We start from the raw sequence: 16,749 nt of genomic DNA, 5'->3' as shown, positions 1-16,749 counted from the left end.
GCCATGGGAGGGTGGCATGTCCAGCAAAAGTCAGGCTCTGGTGATTGGCAACGGCAACTATTCGGGGCCTCTTCGCCTCAATAGCCCTGGCAGAGATGCCGATGAAGTGGCCAAGAGCTTTAGGAGTCTGAAGATTGATGTCGACCTGCTGATCGACGCCAATTTTGAACAGATCACAGCTACGATCGATGCGTTCCTGGAGCGGGTTTCACGACCCTCGACGCTTGTGTCCATTTTGTACTACTCGGGCCATGGAATTCAAATCGATGGCGAGAATTACATCATTCCGGTGGATTTCGATCAAATCACCGATGGAAACCTCGCGCGCCTCATCAGTGTCCAGAAAATCTTGGATCGAATGACCTGCGACTCGGCTGTACGGATAGTCCTCCTCGATGCTTGCCGAAGCAATGCCACTGCTCGACAGTTCATTGGCGGAAAAGATCTGTCCCTACATAGTTCAAAGAAAGAATTCAAAATCGGTGGAAACACGGTCATAGGAACAGGGCTTGCCGAGATTAAAGCCACGAGCAATACGTTTATTGCGTTCGCCGCTGCACCAGGCGATGTCGCCTACGAAGGCGAACTGACTGGAGAGCTCAGTCCCTTCACGAGTTCGTTTGTGAAGAATCTTGATGCGGTTGATTTGCCCATTTCGAATCTGACGAGCAGAATTCGATCAGACGTTCTGAGGTCCACAGAAGGGAGGCAGCGAACTTGGGACCAGTCCTCGCTGATGGCACCATTCTATTTCAATCCGGGCTCACTGCTCCTATTCGCCGGGAATTTCATGGCACTCGTAGGGCTATTTCTCTCGCTTGCCATTTATTCATGCCTGATCGCTGAGAGTTTCTTCCCACGCGAGATGATCTATGTTGTTGGCGCGACTATGCTTCCCCTAGTCGCGCTGTGCATCCTCCTTTTCGGCGTACAGAGCGTCTATTCAAGACTCCGCGGAAATGTCAGTAACGCGCCTCGAATCACATCAGAACGGTGGGCGCTTAGTCTCAGATCACTTCAAAAGGGGCTGTTAGGCGGTTACTTAGGGTCGCTTCTCGCCGCCCCCACATTGAGCGCGTTATATTACTACGAGTGGGATTTTCCTCACATTTCACTTGGGCAGCTGATGGTTGAAATAACCTACGGAACAGCATTTGCAGCGTGTCCGTTGGGGGGCACTACTATTTTTTGCGCCGGCGTCGGGAGGCAGTTGCGGTTTTCCAAGTTTGCTGTTGCAACACGCGTTTTTCTGGGCAGTTGCGTTGGCGGAGCTGTCGCAGGAGGCCTTACTGCGCCTTTCCTGACCTACTACTTCGGAATTATGGAGAACCGCCCACAGATGACACCTGAACGACTCTTACCAGGTAGCATATTGGGTGCAGCGTTCATCGTTCTTTCGATAGTCAACTTCGATTTCGAACGGCTAACTCGCCGGCGTGTTTGGGCATCGATAGCCAGTGCGTTCCTTGCGATCGCACTTGGTGCGGCAATGGCAGTAGTCGTTTTTGCGCCGCTCTACCTTATGGGGATCGTTCACGCTGTAATTGCGTATCTTGAAGCGCGCGTAAACGATCCTTGGGGGATGATGAAAGGCGGATTCATTTACGGGCTTCCGACAGGTTTGGTCCTCGGAGCGGTCATAGGAAGCGCCATCGTCCTGACGGAGCGACTGTCCGGAAAAATGGTTGCCTCGTGATCACGTCCCAAACAGTTGTCGCAGCCGGGCGATGCGGGGCGAAATTGCGATCAGATGCCCTCCTCACATGCGGGCGGCAGCAATCAGTCCTTTGTTCAAAGGACTGACGGAGTTTTGGACCAGGCCGCATGCCTTGAGAAGATCAGGTGCAAACTGCTTTGGAGACGACAAATCGTAAGCCGCTGATCGTTGTAACATTGTAACCGCCTTGAGAGGATTAGAACCGCCGACCCGCCCATTAAGCAATGCCGGTCCTGCTTCTAGACTAACCAGGGAGGAGACCGATGTCTGGATGCGGGGACGAAGCGAGGGCGCTCGCCCGGCCGCTTCCCGGCGATGCGATCATCGTGACGTCGCGTGAGCCCTATGGCGCCACGATCGTCACCAAAGCAGGCGAGCCGGTTACCCAGCCGATGCTGTTTTGACGCGTCTTTGATCAATCCCAGTCATCAGATGCTTGCAGGATAGACGTGGTCCTTCCGGCGCCGCCATGCAAAACCTGACGTCTCAGATCCTGGGCCATGCCCAACAAATGCCGGAAGGATCTCCCCTTTCGTAACCATACGGCCGAGGCCGCGGTGGCTTCGATTTCGCTAGGGGGCGTTCAAATTAAAGAGCTGCAACGCCCTCGATACATGTCGTAACGTCGCCACCGATCCAAATCTGATCTTCGACCAGCTCCACATGAACACGTCCTTCCCGTCCAAGGACGGTACCCTGGCTGGCAATGTATGACGGAGGCGCGATGCCGTTGCCAATTAACCATTGAGCGATGCCAGCGTTTAAGCTGCCGGTTACCGGATCTTCAAAACCGGCCGCGGTAAAGGCACGCACCTCGAAATCCGCATCCCGCCCATCATTCGTAGGATCCCAGGGAGCAACGACACCGACCCGCAATCCGGCCAGAACGGCGAAATCCGGGCGCAACGCCAGGACGTCAGCCCTGGAGCGTAGCAGAACGGCGAGCCAGCCGGGGCCATTGTCCACCCAGTTGGCGTCGATGATGTCATCAAAGGTCAATCGCAGACCTTTGATGGCTCGCGTCAGTATGTCGAGTTCCACCGGGCCCGAGCGGCGCAGTTCGGGGGCTTCGAAGCAAAGTCGTTCATTGTCGCGCCGAATGTGGATTAGTCCTGCCTCGCACTCCTGGACAATGTCGCCACTCTTTGGACTTCCGCCGGAAGACAGCCATACATGGCAACTCCCCAAAGTGGGGTGGCCCGCGAAGGGCAACTCAGCAACAGGCGTAAAGATGCGAACGCGGTAGTCGGCATCCCCCGACCTCGGCTGGAGAAGGAAAGTCGTTTCGCTAAGGTTCGTCCAGCGCGCGAAAGCAGCCATCTCAGATGCGGCCAAGGAATCTGCTCCGATGACAACCGCCAGCGGGTTACCTAACAAAGCTTTGGAGGAGAAAACGTCAACCTGCTGGAATGAAAATTTCGTGTTTCCGCGTCTCACCATGATGTCCTACGTTCTCAATTTACGCGGCTTTGCCGCATTCGGTGCAGTTTTGGTTGACGGCCCAGTTCCACGGGAGCAATTGCTCGAGCCTGGTGATCGGCGTGTCGGCGATGTGGGCGAGAACGTCGGCAAGCCAGGACTGCGGATCGATGTCGTTGAGCTTGGCGGTCATGATCAGCGTCGCCATGAAGGCGGCGCGATCGGCACCACGATCGGAACCGGCGAAGAGCCATGACCGCCTGCCGAGGGCAAAGCCACGCAGCGCCCGTTCGGCGGCGTTGTTGGTCAAGCATATCCGGCCGTCGCCAAGGAAGGATGTGAAGCCGTCCCAGCGCTTCAGCATGTAATCGATTGGCTCGGCGACCGGGGAACTGCGCGATAGCTTCGCCCGCTCGGCGCGCAGCCATTCCTCGAGCGCATCGACGATCGACTGGCTTTCCTGCTGGCGGCGTTGCCGGCGTTCGTCGGCGGCAAGTCCGTTGATCTCGCGCTCGATGTCGAACAGCGCATCGATGCGCTTGACCGCCTCGAGCGCGACAGGCGAGATCGGCGTGGCGTTCCTTCCGCGCTTGGCGTGGGTGGCGATGTCGGCAAGCACGAAGAACTTGCGACGTGAATGTGCCCAGCACAGCGCTTGGGTCAGCGGACCGGGATCGCGATCGACCTTGAACAGCGGGTTATAGCCGCCATAGGCGTCGGCCTGCAGGATGCCGGTGAAGCTCTTCAAGTGGCGCTCGGGATGCTCCTGCCGCCGGTCGCGCGAGGCATAATAGAGCGCCGCCGGCGGCGATTGCCCACCGAATGGCCGGTCGTCCCGGACATAGGTCCAGATGCGCCCGGTGTCGGTCTTACCCTTCGCCAGGATCGGCACGGTGGTGTCGTCGCCATGCAGCCGCCCGGCGGCCAGCACATGCGCCTCGATCAGTCCATGCACCGGCTTCAGCGCCGCGACGCAGGCCCCCACTTGGTCGGCAAGCGTCGACAGGCTGAGATCAATGCCCTCGCGGGCATAGCGCTCGCTCTGCCGGTTCAGCGGCTGATGTTGACCGAACTTCTCGAACAGGATCATTGCCAAGAGGTTCGGCCCGGCAAAGCCGCGCGGCGTCACATGGAAGGGGGCCGGCGGCTGTGTGATCTTCTCGCATTCGCGGCAGGAGAACTTCTCGCGCACCGTCTGGATCACCTTCCACTGGCGCGGGATCACCTCCAGCGTCTCGGTGATGTCCTCGCCAAGCTTTGCCAGCTTGGCTGAACCGCAGCACGGGCAGTTTGATGGTGCGGCGACGACAACGCGCTCGCGCGGCAGATGCTCGGGAAACGGCTTGCGCGACGGACGCCTGCGCTCGAAGGCCCCGGCCGTCGAGGAGCGAGCCGCCATCTCCGCCGCCAGTTCGTCTTCGCCGGCGTCGGCCTCTAGCTCCTCGAGCTGCAGCTCCATCTGTTCGAGAAGCCGCGCCTTGCGCTCCGAGCGGCTGCCGTGGATATCGCGCTTCAGCTTCTCAATCTCGAGTCGGAGCCGGGCGATCAGTGCATCCGAATGCGAGTTCACCGCCTGGGCGCGGGCGGCGAGCGCTTCGGCTTCGCGGCGGGCTGCACGCTCTGCGAGGATCATCGCATGCGCACTGGCGAGGTCGTCGGGAAGCTGATCGGCCGCATCGGTCATGGCGGGATGGAATCATATTCGCCCCTGCCACGCCAGCGTTTTGCTCATCCCGCCGACGTCGGACGCCAGGTTTTTTGCGGCATTCGCCAGTCGATGCCTTCGAGCAAATAGCCGAGCTGCGCCGGGGTGATCACCACCGTGCCATCGGCCGCCGACGGCCAGATGAAGCGACCGCGCTCGAGCTTCTTCGTGAACAGGCAGGCACCCTGGCCGTCGTGCCAGATCACCTTGATCAGGCCGCCGCTCCGCCCCCGGAAGACGAAGAGATGGCCGCTCATTGGATCGCGCTTCAACGTCTCCTGCACCAGCAGCGACAGGCCGGGGAAGCCTCTCCGCATGTCCGTATAGCCCGTGGCGAGCCAGACCTTCACACCGCTCGGAACCGGGATCATCGTCGCTCCAGAACATCGAGGATGCGGGCCAAGGCTTCGGTATCGACGTCGCTCTCGACTCGCAGGCGACGGCCACCGCCGAGCTCGATCGTCACCATGCTGGCTTTCTTGCGTGATCGAGCGACCGGCGGCTCCGGTGATGCCGGCGCGGGCAGCGTCTCGACGATCTCCACGGGAACGAGTTGCGGGACGGACGGTGCGGATACCTGGCAGAGCTCCTTGCGCCAGCGGAAAAGCTGGCTCACATGAATACCGGCCGATCGCGCGATCTCGGAAACCCGGGCTCCTGGCTCAAATGTCGCCGCGACCAACCGCTCCTTCTCCTCCCGAGACCAGCGCCGACGCCGCTCGACCGATGTGATCACCTCAATCTGGTGCTTTGTCATAGGACTACTCCTAGTGTTTGCACTAGGACTTGCAGCCTTCAGCCTGCCTCAGCAAGGCGGCCGTCACCGGATGGGTACGATGCGGTGGCGAAACACAAATCCATGTTCTTTGCGGAAAAGGCGGCCGACCGGTCACCGATCGACTATGCGGCCGCCGTCAATGGCAATCTGGTTCTGACACCGTCCGGAGATGGTCTCCGCGCGCTCAGTGAGGACTATGCAAAAATGGTCGATGACGGCCTTCTGCTTGGAGACTCTGAACCGTTTGAGCAACTGATCGAGCGATGCGCGCTCATTCAGGAGCGCGCGAACAAGTACGGCACGACAAAGTAGCCGATGGCCAGCTGACAGGCTTTACCCGCTCTCAATGCTTGCGATCGCCTTTGTCACCCTGGCCGGGTTTGGCTTCATGTTTGGCGTCGCGGCGGACGTCGGCCGACAGCGACCGCGAGACGTCGTCGCTCTCCTTGAACTTGCCCTCCTTGTCGCGACGGACATAGCGTTTGTCGGTCCCGGTATCGATCAGTTCGCGCTTGCTCATGACGAGACTCCCTTGCAGTTGTTCCTCCAAGAAAACGCGCGCGGCCCCGAAAAGATGCACCGAATCAGGACTCTAGCAGGGACTCGCAAAACGAGCACGCGATCGCAGCTAAGTTATTGAAAAATGATTCGTTTCGACTCGGAACGATTCGCCGCTGATTCGCTTGAATCGCTTGAGTTGCGTCGGGAGTACAGGGTCATGGCTGGGCCAAGAGCGAATTGGAAAGGCTATATCAAGTTCGAAGAAGTGACCTGTCCGGTGGCGCTTTATACGGCCGCATCATCCTCAGAGCGCATCGCCTTCAATACGCTCAATCGCAAGACAGGCAATCGGGTCAAGCGGGAGTTCATCGACAGCGAAACCGGTGATCCGGTCGAGCGCGAGGACCAGGTCAAAGGCTACGAGGTCGAGAACGGCCAATATGTCGTGCTCGAAGCCGACGAGGTCGCCGCCGCCATACCCGACAGCGACAAGACCCTTGTCATCGACGCCTTCATCCCCTGCTCGCAGATCGACACAACATATTTCGACAAGCCTTATTACCTGGCGCCCGACAAGATGGGCCGGGACGCGTTCCTGCTCCTGCGCGACGGCATGAAAAAGCAAGGTGTCGCAGCCATTGCCCGGACGGTGCTGTTCCGCCGGATGCGCACCGTGCTCATCCGCGCCCACGGCAAGGGCCTGATCGCCTCGACGCTGAACTTCGACTACGAGGTGCGCTCGTCGGAGAAGGCTTTCGACGACATGCCGGACATGAAGATTGAAGGGGAAATGCTTGAGCTCGCCGAGCACATCATCGGCACCAAGAAGGGCAGTTTCGATGCCAGTACCTTCGACGACCGCTATGAGGCCGCCGTCGCCGAATTGGTGAAAGCCAAGATCGAAGGCCGCGCGCTGCCGAAGAAGAAGGCTCCGGTCGCTTCCAAACCCAGCGATCTCCTGCAGGCCCTGCGCGAGAGCGCCGGCATAGGTGCGAAAGAGACGAAACCAAAGCGCACTGCCGCCAATGCCAACCGCGGCGCCGGCCGCCAGAAGGCAGCCAAGCCCGCGGCGAAAGCAAAGCAGTCTCAGACGCCGGCGCGGCGAGCCGGCTAATCGGAGGTCGCCATGGCCCTGCGTCCCTATTGGAAAGGCTATCTCAAACTCTCGCTGGTCACCTGTCCGGTGCAGATGATGCCGGCGATCTCCGAGCGCGAGAAGGTCCGCTTCCACACGCTCAATCGCCAGACCCAGAACCGCGTCGTCAGCCGCTATGTCGACTCCGTGACCGGGAAAGAGGTCAAGGAAGAGGATGAGGTCAAAGGCTATCAGCGCGGTGAGAACGAATACGTCATCCTTGAGGACGAGGAGCTTGAGAACGTGGCGCTCGAAAGCACCAGGACAATCGATATTTCGACGTTCACGCCCCGCGACAGCATCGAATGGATCTGGCTCGACACGCCCTATTATCTTTCCCCGAACGATCCTGTCGGGCAGGAAGCATTTTCTGTCATCCGCGATGCGATGGCGGCGCAGAGCATGGTGGGCATATCCCGGCTGGTGATCTCGCGACGCGAGCGCGCCGTCATGCTCGAGCCACGCGGCAAAGGTATCGTCCTCTGGACCCTGCGCTATGGGGACGAAGTCCGCGATGAAGACAGCTATTTCGAGTCGATCGGCGACGAAAAGGCGGATTCCGAAATGATGCCGCTGGTCCAGCAGCTGATCAAAAAGCAGACGAAGGACTGGAGCCCGAAAATGGTCGCCGACCCGGTCCAGGAGCGCCTGCTCGAAATCATCGCGGCCAAGAAGAAGGCGTTGAAGCCGCAGAAGGCCAAGGGCAAGACAGCATCTTCGTCGTCGCCGAGCAATGTCGTCAACATCATGGACGCCTTGCGGAAGTCAGTAGCGGCTGAGAAACGGGCGACCAAATGAGCCGTCGTGCCAAACCTTTGCTGCAGGACGATTCCGTCGCCAAGTCCAAACCGGCCCGGCCGCGCGATCCGGCACAACCCAACCTTCCGTTCGACCCGATGCCCGAGCGCATCGAGCCGTGCCTGGCGCTCCTGAAGCCGGTCCCGCCGAATGGGCCAGATTGGGCGTTCGAAGTGAAGTGGGACGGCTATCGCCTGGCCATTCATATCGAGCCGAAGGGTGTCAGGATCATCACCCGCGGCGGCCACGACTGGACGCATCGTTTCCCGGCAATCGCCGAGGCCGCCAGCGAGCTCGGCGTCGGGACTGCCATCCTCGATGGCGAGGCCGTCGTGCTCGACGAAGAGGGGCGCTCTGATTTCGGGGCGCTGCAGCGCTCGCTCGGCGGACGCGGCGGCAAGCGTTCGTCGACGGAGTCCGTGTTTTTCGCGTTCGACCTACTTTATTTCGACGGCCATGACCTGACGGAAACCGAACTTTCGGTCCGCCGGCACCTGCTCGAGGACTTTCTCGATGGCGCCCCCGGCGCAATCCAGTTGTCCGAGGAAGTCTATGGCGATGGCGCGGCACTTCTCGAGAAGGCTTGCTCCATGGGGCTCGAGGGGATCATTGCCAAGCATCGGGATCGGCCCTATCGCTCCGGCCGCACCGGCGACTGGCTGAAGATCAAATGCGTCCAGAGCGAAAGCTTCATGATCGTCGGCTACGAGCAGTCGCTGACTGCCCGCGGCGGGCTTGGCAGCCTGCTTCTCGCCGGCCGCAAAGGTCATGACTGGGTATACGTCGGCTCGGTCGGAACCGGGTTTAATACGAAGGACGCAGCATACCTGCGCGCCACTCTCGACAAGCTCAAGACCAAACGGCCGGCCGTGCCGCTCAAGGGCAAGAACCTGGTGTTCGCCCAGCCGACCTTGATCGCCGAGATCGAGTTTCGCGGCTGGACCCATGACGGGAGCCTGCGCCCCGCCTCCTACAAGGGCCTTCGCGAGGTTCAGGACAACGCCGCGGTGTTTGACATGAGCGAACGGGCGACCCTCTGAAAGGCAGGGTGGCGAGCCGCGCCGCGAATGACCGCTACCAGAGCTCCTCCTCGACCGCCTCTTTGATAGCGCCGACGATATAGTTGACGAGCCCGCCGCCGGCCGCTTCCACCAGCATGTCGCGACTGATGCCCTCCTTCTCCGCGTCGGCGAGAAGATCCTCGACCAGCCTTGATGCGTCGCTCTGCTGCGTGCCGCTGTCGATATGTTCCGATTTCCAGCGTTCAAGGAATTGTTCAGGCTTCATAGCTTGGACCTCCTGACGTGGCGAACCCTTAGGAACGGAAATGGTTCTCAGTATGACGCCACCGAGATTTGGGGAACCCGGCCGACAAAAAAAACAGGGCGCTCGACCCTTGCGGGGAGCGCCCTGTCGGACCCGGACGACCGCGCGGCAGACAAGCTGCTCGGCAAGGCGATCATCGATACGGGTGGTCACCGATAGATGATGACCGGCTACCCGGTTTTCAAGGTCCGTCGACGCGCTGGAGTTCGAAGAAGTAGATCCGGTCGTCATTCCTGATGGTCATCGCGCCCATGATCCTGTCCGCATCGATCCGCCGGAAGTGGTCGACGATCGGCTGGTGGTCATAGACCATGGCCGCACTCTCGACGCCGCCAAACACCATTGTCTTCAAGGAAGCGACCGGACCCTTCGCCCGCAGCCGGCGCTGGAGATAGGAAAACAGGTTTCGCGCGACGCGCATTCTGCCAACCTCGTGAAAACGCAAAGCCAGCCGAAGCGGGATCCATTTCGGATCAATCGCGACCAGTCGCCGGTTTCCCGATCGAAACAGCAAGGCATCGGCGCGCATGTCCGGCGTGAACCGTTTGCCGAACCAGCCAAGATTTTCGAGCACACCGTCAAACGGATGCCCCGTCGGGATGCCGTGTCCTTTCCAAAGCCCGATCATTTCGCGCGGCGCGATCGGCGGCAGGCTGCGGAACTCCTCAAGCGCTGTCTGCTGGCCTTTCACCGGAAACATCCTTCTTGTCCTTGCGTTCTTTTGCCAGCCGCCTGGACTTGGCGTCGCGCCGCGCAAGCCGCAACTCCTCCAGATCAGGCATCCACCAGCCCCGCTCGCGCTCGCGTTGTTCCGGTTGCCCGCGTGCGGGCCAGGTTGTCACCAATTCTTCCAGTGAACCCGGTCGCCAGGACGCCCAGACATATTCCTCGCCATCCGCGGCGGGGAAGTAGAACGCGGTGACCGTCGCCGGGTCGGCCAGCTCGCCGTCGGTGTCGATGAAGAAGACGACGCCGACATGCGTGCCGATGGCGCGCTCGGAGGGCGGAGCATCATCGGCAGGAATGGGATAGCGTTTCCGACGGCGCTCCCTCATCCTCGCCTTGGATGCCTCGTCTTCGTCCGTCTCCTTGATCGCTTCGCGCCGGGCCCGCCGTGCTTCCGGCTCACTGCGCTCGACCGCCGCCTCGATCCTGAGCCATCGCTTCCGGAGTTCATCGAACGAGCGGTAAGGGACGGTCCATAGCCGGCGATCGGCGCCCCAGCGTGCGTGCGAAATTTCCCGGATCTGGTTGACGACTGTGCGGGAATAGGGCGTCCGGATCTGAAAGCCCGTCGGTGCCGCCGTGAGGTAGCGGCTTTGGATCGGATCGAAGGCGAACGCGTCCCTGCCCTTCTCATCAGCGAATCTATCGGCATTCAGCCTGTCGCTCCAGCGCGCCCGTGGAAATGCCTCCCGAAACCGTGCGAGCGTTATGCGGTCATGCGGCAGGTCGGTCGTCGCGCCCACGCGCGCGGCAGAAGCAGGTTCGTCTTTCTTTCTTCGTCCATCGGTCATGGTCCGAGCCAGCACCTTGTCGCGATCATGCGGCCCGTCTTGATTTTCCGAGGCGCTTGATCGCCTGTTCGAGCGGACGCTCGCCGTCACAATAGTCCTGCCAGGCAGTGGTTTTCGCAAGCAGGGCCGGCACGGTGCGGATGGTAAATCGCTTCGGATCGAGATCGGATTTCACCTGTGTCCAGTTGAGCGGCATCGAGACTGTGGCGCCGGGCCGCGCGCGCGGCGACAATGGCGCCACCGCCGTCGCCATCCGATCGTTGCGGAGATAGTCGAGGAAAATGCGGCCACCGCGAAGGCTCTTGCTCATCTTGATCAAATAGAGGTCGGGATTGTCGCGCGCCATCTGCTGGCAAACATCATGCGCGAAACCCTTGGCCTCCGCCCAGGCAAGAGGCTTGCGCTTGTTGACGGCCAGCGGGGTGACGACATGCAAGCCCTTGCCACCGGTTGTCTTGCAGAAGCTGACGAGGCCAAGCTCATCGAGCCGATCGCGCATCTCGCGGGCAGCCGAAACCACAGCAGCAAAAGGCACGTCGGGGCCAGGATCAAGGTCGAACACCAGACGGCCGGGTACTTCCGGCTTGCCGGGTTCGCAGTTCCAGGGATGCAATTCGATACCGCCGATCTGGGCGATCGCCGCTAGCCCCTCGATCCGATCGATCTGAAGGTAGGGCTTCTTGTCGCCAAAAACTTTCACCAGGTCGAGCAGGTTCGACGTGCCGGGCATCGCATGGCGCTGGAAAAACTGCTCGCCGCCAATACCGTCGGGCGCTCGAATGATCGAGCAGGGCCGACCCCTGATATGATCGATGAGCCAGGTGCCGACAGATTCATGATAGCGGGCAAGGTCCTCCTTTGTGACCGGCTCGCCATCGCCGGCGTCCGGCCAGAGTGGCTTGTCGGGACTGGAGATCAGGACGCCCATGACCTCTGCCTTCGCGCCTTTGTTGCGGATAGGCTTGTATCTGGCGGCTGCGACAGGTTCAGCGGTATCTGTCTTGGCGGGCGACGCCGGCTTCTCAGCGTCGACCTCTTTCGCAGGCTTGTCCTCGCGCAGCCCCTTGAAAGCGGCCTGACGGACAAGGCCGTCAGCAGTCCAACCTTCGAATTCGATTTCGGCGACAAGCTCGGGCTTCACCCAGACAACCTCGGCCTGCTTCTTCGGAGCGCCAATACCGGTGAACGGCGATCTGGCCGTCTCCAGCGCCTTCAGTCTCGGCAGCAGCGTCTCGACTTTTTTCGCGCCGTAGCCGGTTCCGACACGGCCGACATAGACGAAGTGATCGCCGCGGTGCACGCCGGCAAGGAGCGATCGAAATTTACCGTTGGTCCTGGCATAGCCACCGATCACCACTTCGTGGCCGGCCCGGCATTTCGACTTTGCCCAGGTATCGGTGCGGCCCGACTGGTAGGGCGCATCCATCTGCTTGGAGACGATACCTTCGAGCGACAGCTTGCAGGCGGAGCGGAGCACCGCGTCACCGCCGGATTCGAAGTGATCGACGTAGCGGATGCGGGGATCGTCGCTCGCGTCGGAAAGCAGTTTTTGCAGCTGCTTCTTCCGCTCGACCAATCGCATCGACCGCAGGTCCTCGCCGCCATCGAAGAGCAGGTCGAAGGCGAAGTAGACAAGGTTTCCCGTCTTGCCTTCCGAGAGCGCGGCCTGGAGTGCTGCGAAATCGGGTGCGCCATTGTCGTCGAGTGCGCAGATTTCGCCATCGATGATGCAATCGGGCAGTTCGGATGCAGCGTCGGCGATCTCTGGATATTTCGCGGTCCAGTCGAGCCCCTTGCGCGTCTTCAGCGTCACCTTACCGTCGGCAACCCGCATCTGGATCCGATAGCCGTCGAACTTGATCTCATGCAGCCAGTCGTCACCAGCCGGCGGCCGCGAAAGCGTCTCGCAAAGCTGCGGATCGATGAAATCCGGCAGGTCGACTGTGGTGGAAGTCGCGATATCCTTGCGTGATCTCTTCTTGCGCTCGTCAGCCGCCAGACCATGCTTACTGTCCCAGACGGCGTCCGCCTCGACATCCGCCTTCGCCATCATGAACGGTCTCGGCTTGCGGCCCTTGCCTTCGGCGATCTCATCCATGCTGCGGCCGGAAGCGATCGAGGTCGCGTTCTCCTCCAGCACCGCCGCACCGTTTTCCTCAACCGAATGTTCGTCATGATGTTTGATCAGCAGCCAATTCGTCCGCTTGCCGCCATCGCGGTCGTTGCGCATCCGGACCAGGACGAAGCTGCCGTGCAGCCGCTTGCCATGAAGCGTGAACTTGAAGTCGCCCTTCTTCAGGGCCTCTTCCGGTGATTTCCTACCCTCCGGCTCCCAGTAGCCGCGGTCCCACAGCATGACCGTGCCGCCGCCATATTGACCCTTTGGAATCGTGCCTTCGAAGTCGCCATAGTCGAGCGGGTGATCTTCGACCTCGACCGCGAGATGCTTGTCATGCGGATCGAGCGAGGGTCCCTTGGTCACCGCCCATGACTTGAACACGCCGTCGAGTTCAAGCCGCAGATCATAATGGAGCCGTGTGGCGTCGTGCTTCTGGATCACGAACCGCCGGCGGTTCGATGGCTTGACCTGCGCCTCACCGCTCGGTTCGCTGGTCTTCTTGAAATCGCGCTTGGCACGGTATTTCGAGAGATTATCGGCCATTGGTTTCGCGGACCCTTCCAGTCGTACGAGGAGCGGCGCCGGCGTCCCTTCCGATCGTCGATGCTCGCAGGATGACAACGCCGCCGGCGGTCCGTAGTTTCGCGGGGCGGGTGGGTCCGGGTCGGTCGAACAGTTGATATCGCGGTAAAGGCTGGTATGTTCCCTATTTGTTTTGGCGCGGGTCCTCCGGTGATGCGCCGATTCCCTTGCCATCGCTAAAGCCGCCATGAACGACATGAGCTCGATCCCCATTCGCAAAATCATCCATGTGGACATGGATGCGTTTTATGCGTCGGTGGAGCAGCGCGACAATCCAGACCTGCGCGGCAAACCAGTTGCGGTTGGCGGCTCCGCCGCGCGGGGCGTCGTCGCGGCCGCGAGTTACGAGGCGCGCGCCTACGGCGTTCATTCGGCTATGCCGTCGGTCACCGCCAAGCGAAAGTGCCCGGACCTGATTTTCGTGCCGCCGCGCTTCGATGTCTACAAGGCGGTGTCCCAGCAAATCCGCGAGATCTTTGCCGAATACACGCCGCTGATCGAGCCGCTGTCGCTCGATGAAGCCTATCTCGATGTCACCGAGAACCTCAAGGGCATGGAGATCGCCACTGAGATCGCGCTGGAAGGCGAAGATCAAGCAGGTGACTGGCCTTAACGCGTCCGCCGGAATTTCCTACAACAAGTTTCTCGCCAAGATGGCAAGCGACCTCAACAAGCCCAATGGACAGGCGGTGATCACGCCGAAGAACGGACCGGCCTTCGTCGAGGCCCTCCCTGTCAAGAAATTCCATGGCGTCGGGCCTGCGACGGCCGAAAAGATGCACCGGCTTGGCATCGAAACAGGCGCCGACCTCAAAGAAAAGACTCTCCCCTTCCTGCAGCAGCATTTCGGGAAATCGGGACCGTGGTTCTACTGGATCGCCCGCGGCATTGATGAGCGGCAGGTGAAGCCTGATCGCATTCGCAAATCGATCGGCGCCGAGGACACATTCGGCGAAGATCTCCATGAGCTTGAGGCTGCCCGCACCGGCCTGCGGCCGCTCGTCGACAAGGTCTGGCGGTATTGCGAAGCCAACAGCATTCGCGGCAAGACCGTGACACTCAAAGTGAAGTGGGCGGATTTTACGCAGATAACTCGGAGCAAGACCACTGCACACCCCATAGCAAACGCGGCTGAAATCTCCGGCATCATCGAGCAGTTGCTCACGCCGATCTTCCCTGTTCCGAAGGGGATCCGGCTGCTGGGCGTCACGCTTTCCTCGCTTGATCAAGCAGACGATGAAGACAAACCTCAGCTCGTACTTGCTCTCTGATAAATATTGCCCGAACTCACTTACGCGCCTATGTGCGGATTTTACGTTTAAACTTTATCGGGCATCTCCATACTGTCGCACAACCGTGATAGTTTTCCGCCAGTCAACTGGGGGGACGCTAATGGATACGAACTATCGGGTCACAGGAAAGAACGCGGCGGCACCGTTTTCTCTCACAATCCATCGCGGCGACGGCATGCTGCTTCTCGCAATGGACTGGAAGAATGGCCGGCCGCCGGAGAATTTCGTTGGCTTTGCGATTCGATACCGCGAGCCAGGAACCGACGTCTTCAAGAACGTACGCAATCGCATCGGCTTTCCTGGCCAGGAGGTCCCGGGTGAGGGCATTCGCACAATCGAGGCCCCGATCCAGAAATTCCGCTGGGTGCATTTTCCCTTCAACGCCGATCTTCCGGGCGCCTTCCTTTATCGAGTGATTCCGATGTTCATGGGTGCTGATCGCGCGCTCAGCCCTGGCGAGGCACAAGAAGCGGAACTCGCGCTGATGCGCGAGACCATTCCCGGAAAGCTCAACGTCGCCTTCACTCGCGGTTATGTCTCGTCGCAATCCTTCGTGCGCAACTTCGCAGAGGGCGGGCCCTTGATCGCGCTTGTCCCGCCGGATGGCGATCAGGGGCTGGACTTCGTGCCCACTCATGCCGATGCTGACCGCGCCTATGCCTGGATGGGGTTCGAAGCGCGCAAGGAAACGCTTTCGCTTCTCGAACGCGCCCGCGACACAGGCGCAGAGGTCCGCGTCATTGCGTACGATCTCAACCTTCCGGAAGTGGTGGAGCGATTGGAGGCACTCGGACCCAACCTGAAGGTCATCATTGACGACAGCGCGCGAACCAAGGGACATGGACGCCCGCACTCACCGGAGAGCCGTGCGGCCGAACGGCTGATCGCCTCGGCCGGTGCGGAAAACGTCAAGCGCCAGAACATGGCGAACCTCCAGCATCACAAGTCGATAGCGGTCCGCGGAGGAGGCGTCGACACAGTCGTCTATGGTTCAACGAACCACAGTTGGCGAGGCTTCTACGTCCAGTCGAACAACAGCCTCGTTGTTCAAAGCGCCAGTGCGGTCGGCGATTATTTTACTGCCTTCGAGGACTACTTCTCTGCCGCTGGCGCGCCGGCTTTCAAAGCCACTGGTAGTTCCGCAGGCTGGCACGACCTGGGACTCGACGGCGTCGACGCCAAGGTTGCTTTTTCACCTCACAGCGAAGCCAATGGTCTTCTAAATGAAATCGGCGCCGACATTGACGCAGCTGGTTCGAGCGTTTTCTTCTCGCTCGCTTTCCTTGGCCAGACGACCAGGGGACCAATCGGACCGGCGTTGGGACGAGCGCTGCGAAAGCCGGACGTGCATGTCATGGGCATTGCTGACGGGCGGGTCCAGGCCGAGAATCTCGGACTGACCGTATTTAGTCCCGACAATCGTCGGCGCGTTGTCCGGGCCGCTGCCCTGACGGGCAACGTCCCACCTCCGTTCCTGACGGAACCATCCGGCCTGGCCGGTGTCGACGGCAATCACCGCGGCACGCGGATGCACCACAAATTCGTGGTCCTGGATTTCGACAAGCCGACGGCGCGGGTCTATCTCGGCTCGTATAATTTCTCGGAGCCGGCCGACCTTGAGAACGGTGAAAATCTGGTCCTCGTCCGCGACCGCACAGTTGCGACCAGCTATATGATCGAGGCGCTCAGGATGTACGACCATTATCGTTTCCGTGTCGCGGCAGAAGACGGAGAAGAAACCGGCGCTCCTCTTGAATTGAAATTGCCACCGGAGGCGGGCGAAGCGGCGTGGTTCGAGCGCGACTGGACCGATCCGGTGCGCGCTCGCGATCGCCAGCTCTTTGCGCGGGCTGACTGATC

The 16,749-nt window shown here is 60.6% G+C and carries 14 protein-coding genes and 3 pseudogenes; 8 read left to right on the top strand and 9 right to left on the bottom strand.

From position 1 onward, the window contains the following. The first annotated feature begins 16 nt into the window (after positions 1-16). Both NXT3_RS21435 and NXT3_RS32090 read left to right on the top strand, forming a co-directional pair. On the top strand, positions 17-1,696 hold the full coding sequence (locus NXT3_RS21435) for a caspase family protein (protein WP_104840381.1): 1,680 nt from the start codon (positions 17-19) through the stop codon (positions 1,694-1,696). A 253-nt stretch (positions 1,697-1,949) separates the two neighbouring features. Beyond that, positions 1,950-2,121 (top strand): annotated as a pseudogene (locus tag NXT3_RS32090) (SOS response-associated peptidase); the annotation flags it as partial. 184 nt (positions 2,122-2,305) lie between these two features. Here NXT3_RS32090 and NXT3_RS21430 read toward each other — a convergent pair. Genes NXT3_RS21430 through tnpA form a run of 4 tightly spaced genes read right to left on the bottom strand, consistent with a single transcriptional unit; the run spans position 2,306 to position 5,598 of the window. Next, a complete protein-coding gene (locus tag NXT3_RS21430; protein ID WP_104840380.1) occupies positions 2,306-3,157 on the bottom strand; it encodes a PhzF family protein in 852 nt (283 codons plus the stop codon). Positions 3,158-3,176: 19 nt separating this feature from the next. Continuing rightward, a complete protein-coding gene (tnpC, locus tag NXT3_RS21425) occupies positions 3,177-4,820 on the bottom strand; it encodes an IS66 family transposase (RefSeq protein WP_104840379.1) in 1,644 nt (547 codons plus the stop codon). A 44-nt stretch (positions 4,821-4,864) separates the two neighbouring features. After that, positions 4,865-5,212 carry an IS66 family insertion sequence element accessory protein TnpB gene (tnpB, locus tag NXT3_RS21420; protein WP_104840378.1) on the bottom strand — a complete coding sequence of 116 codons (348 nt, stop codon included), beginning with the start codon at positions 5,210-5,212 and terminating at the stop codon, positions 4,865-4,867. After that, positions 5,209-5,598 (bottom strand): IS66-like element accessory protein TnpA, encoded by a 390-nt coding sequence (gene tnpA, locus NXT3_RS21415; RefSeq protein WP_104840377.1) that lies wholly within the window; start codon positions 5,596-5,598, stop codon positions 5,209-5,211. Before tnpA ends, tnpB begins: the two co-directional genes overlap by 4 nt. 78 nt (positions 5,599-5,676) lie before the next feature. Between tnpA and NXT3_RS21410 the strand changes: the two are divergent. Further along, a pseudogene (locus tag NXT3_RS21410) lies at positions 5,677-5,931 on the top strand (nucleotidyl transferase AbiEii/AbiGii toxin family protein); the annotation flags it as partial. A gap of 31 nt (positions 5,932-5,962) precedes the next feature. On the opposite strand, the gene NXT3_RS21405 reads toward NXT3_RS21410, so the two are convergent. After that, positions 5,963-6,139 carry a hypothetical protein gene (locus NXT3_RS21405; protein WP_104840376.1) on the bottom strand — a complete coding sequence of 59 codons (177 nt, stop codon included), beginning with the start codon at positions 6,137-6,139 and terminating at the stop codon, positions 5,963-5,965. 198 nt (positions 6,140-6,337) lie between these two features. On the opposite strand from NXT3_RS21405, the gene NXT3_RS21400 reads away from it, so the two are divergent. The 3 genes from NXT3_RS21400 to ligD (NXT3_RS21390) are packed head-to-tail and all read left to right on the top strand — an operon-like array spanning position 6,338 to position 9,093. Next, positions 6,338-7,234: a non-homologous end joining protein Ku gene (locus NXT3_RS21400; protein ID WP_104840663.1), complete on the top strand. Its 897-nt coding sequence runs from the start codon at positions 6,338-6,340 to the stop codon at positions 7,232-7,234. Positions 7,235-7,246: 12 nt separating this feature from the next. Then, positions 7,247-8,053, top strand: a complete 807-nt coding sequence (locus NXT3_RS21395; protein ID WP_104840375.1) for a non-homologous end joining protein Ku — start codon at positions 7,247-7,249, stop codon at positions 8,051-8,053. Continuing rightward, positions 8,050-9,093, top strand: coding sequence for a non-homologous end-joining DNA ligase (gene ligD, locus NXT3_RS21390; protein WP_104840374.1), 1,044 nt, complete (start codon positions 8,050-8,052; stop codon positions 9,091-9,093). Before NXT3_RS21395 ends, ligD (NXT3_RS21390) begins: the two co-directional genes overlap by 4 nt. A 34-nt stretch (positions 9,094-9,127) precedes the next feature. Here ligD (NXT3_RS21390) and NXT3_RS21385 read toward each other — a convergent pair whose 3' ends face one another. From NXT3_RS21385 to ligD (NXT3_RS21370), 4 genes are all read right to left on the bottom strand, one after another. After that, positions 9,128-9,340 carry a DUF768 domain-containing protein gene (locus NXT3_RS21385; RefSeq protein ID WP_037418696.1) on the bottom strand — a complete coding sequence of 71 codons (213 nt, stop codon included), beginning with the start codon at positions 9,338-9,340 and terminating at the stop codon, positions 9,128-9,130. A gap of 220 nt (positions 9,341-9,560) precedes the next feature. Next, the gene (locus tag NXT3_RS21380) at positions 9,561-10,079 is read right to left on the bottom strand and encodes a DUF4334 domain-containing protein (protein WP_104840373.1); all 519 of its coding nucleotides are present in this window, start codon (positions 10,077-10,079) and stop codon (positions 9,561-9,563) included. Then, positions 10,045-10,896 (bottom strand): hypothetical protein, encoded by an 852-nt coding sequence (locus tag NXT3_RS21375; RefSeq protein ID WP_104840662.1) that lies wholly within the window; start codon positions 10,894-10,896, stop codon positions 10,045-10,047. The genes NXT3_RS21380 and NXT3_RS21375 overlap by 35 nt, the downstream gene beginning before the upstream one ends. Before the next feature lie 25 nt (positions 10,897-10,921). Next, positions 10,922-13,558 carry a DNA ligase D gene (ligD, locus tag NXT3_RS21370; protein WP_104840372.1) on the bottom strand — a complete coding sequence of 879 codons (2,637 nt, stop codon included), beginning with the start codon at positions 13,556-13,558 and terminating at the stop codon, positions 10,922-10,924. A 226-nt stretch (positions 13,559-13,784) separates the two neighbouring features. Here ligD (NXT3_RS21370) and dinB point away from each other — a divergent pair. Next, a pseudogene (gene dinB / locus NXT3_RS21365) lies at positions 13,785-14,868 on the top strand (DNA polymerase IV). A gap of 121 nt (positions 14,869-14,989) precedes the next feature. Further along, entirely contained in the window at positions 14,990-16,747 is a 1,758-nt protein-coding gene (locus NXT3_RS21360; RefSeq protein WP_104840371.1) for a phospholipase D-like domain-containing protein, read from the top strand. Positions 16,748-16,749 lie beyond the last annotated feature (2 nt).

The sequence above is a fragment of the Sinorhizobium fredii genome, from assembly GCF_002944405.1.
Classification (GTDB): domain Bacteria; phylum Pseudomonadota; class Alphaproteobacteria; order Rhizobiales; family Rhizobiaceae; genus Sinorhizobium; species Sinorhizobium fredii_C.
Note: the sequence above shows the minus strand (reverse complement) of the source record. Positions and strands in the feature narration are given on the sequence as shown.

Bases quoted from the DNA above. Each gene is read 5' to 3' on its own strand.
- NXT3_RS21435 (WP_104840381.1), top strand. From the start codon at position 17: ATGTCCAGCAAAAGTCAGGCTCTGGTGATTGGCAACGGCAACTATTCG.
- NXT3_RS21430 (WP_104840380.1), bottom strand. From the start codon at position 3,157: ATGGTGAGACGCGGAAACACGAAATTTTCATTCCAGCAGGTTGACGTT.
- tnpC (WP_104840379.1), bottom strand. From the start codon at position 4,820: ATGACCGATGCGGCCGATCAGCTTCCCGACGACCTCGCCAGTGCGCAT.
- tnpB (WP_104840378.1), bottom strand. From the start codon at position 5,212: ATGATCCCGGTTCCGAGCGGTGTGAAGGTCTGGCTCGCCACGGGCTAT.
- tnpA (WP_104840377.1), bottom strand. From the start codon at position 5,598: ATGACAAAGCACCAGATTGAGGTGATCACATCGGTCGAGCGGCGTCGG.
- NXT3_RS21405 (WP_104840376.1), bottom strand. From the start codon at position 6,139: ATGAGCAAGCGCGAACTGATCGATACCGGGACCGACAAACGCTATGTC.
- NXT3_RS21400 (WP_104840663.1), top strand. From the start codon at position 6,338: ATGGCTGGGCCAAGAGCGAATTGGAAAGGCTATATCAAGTTCGAAGAA.
- NXT3_RS21395 (WP_104840375.1), top strand. From the start codon at position 7,247: ATGGCCCTGCGTCCCTATTGGAAAGGCTATCTCAAACTCTCGCTGGTC.
- ligD (WP_104840374.1), top strand. From the start codon at position 8,050: ATGAGCCGTCGTGCCAAACCTTTGCTGCAGGACGATTCCGTCGCCAAG.
- NXT3_RS21385 (WP_037418696.1), bottom strand. From the start codon at position 9,340: ATGAAGCCTGAACAATTCCTTGAACGCTGGAAATCGGAACATATCGAC.
- NXT3_RS21380 (WP_104840373.1), bottom strand. From the start codon at position 10,079: ATGTTTCCGGTGAAAGGCCAGCAGACAGCGCTTGAGGAGTTCCGCAGC.
- NXT3_RS21375 (WP_104840662.1), bottom strand. From the start codon at position 10,896: ATGACCGATGGACGAAGAAAGAAAGACGAACCTGCTTCTGCCGCGCGC.
- ligD (WP_104840372.1), bottom strand. From the start codon at position 13,558: ATGGCCGATAATCTCTCGAAATACCGTGCCAAGCGCGATTTCAAGAAG.
- NXT3_RS21360 (WP_104840371.1), top strand. From the start codon at position 14,990: ATGGATACGAACTATCGGGTCACAGGAAAGAACGCGGCGGCACCGTTT.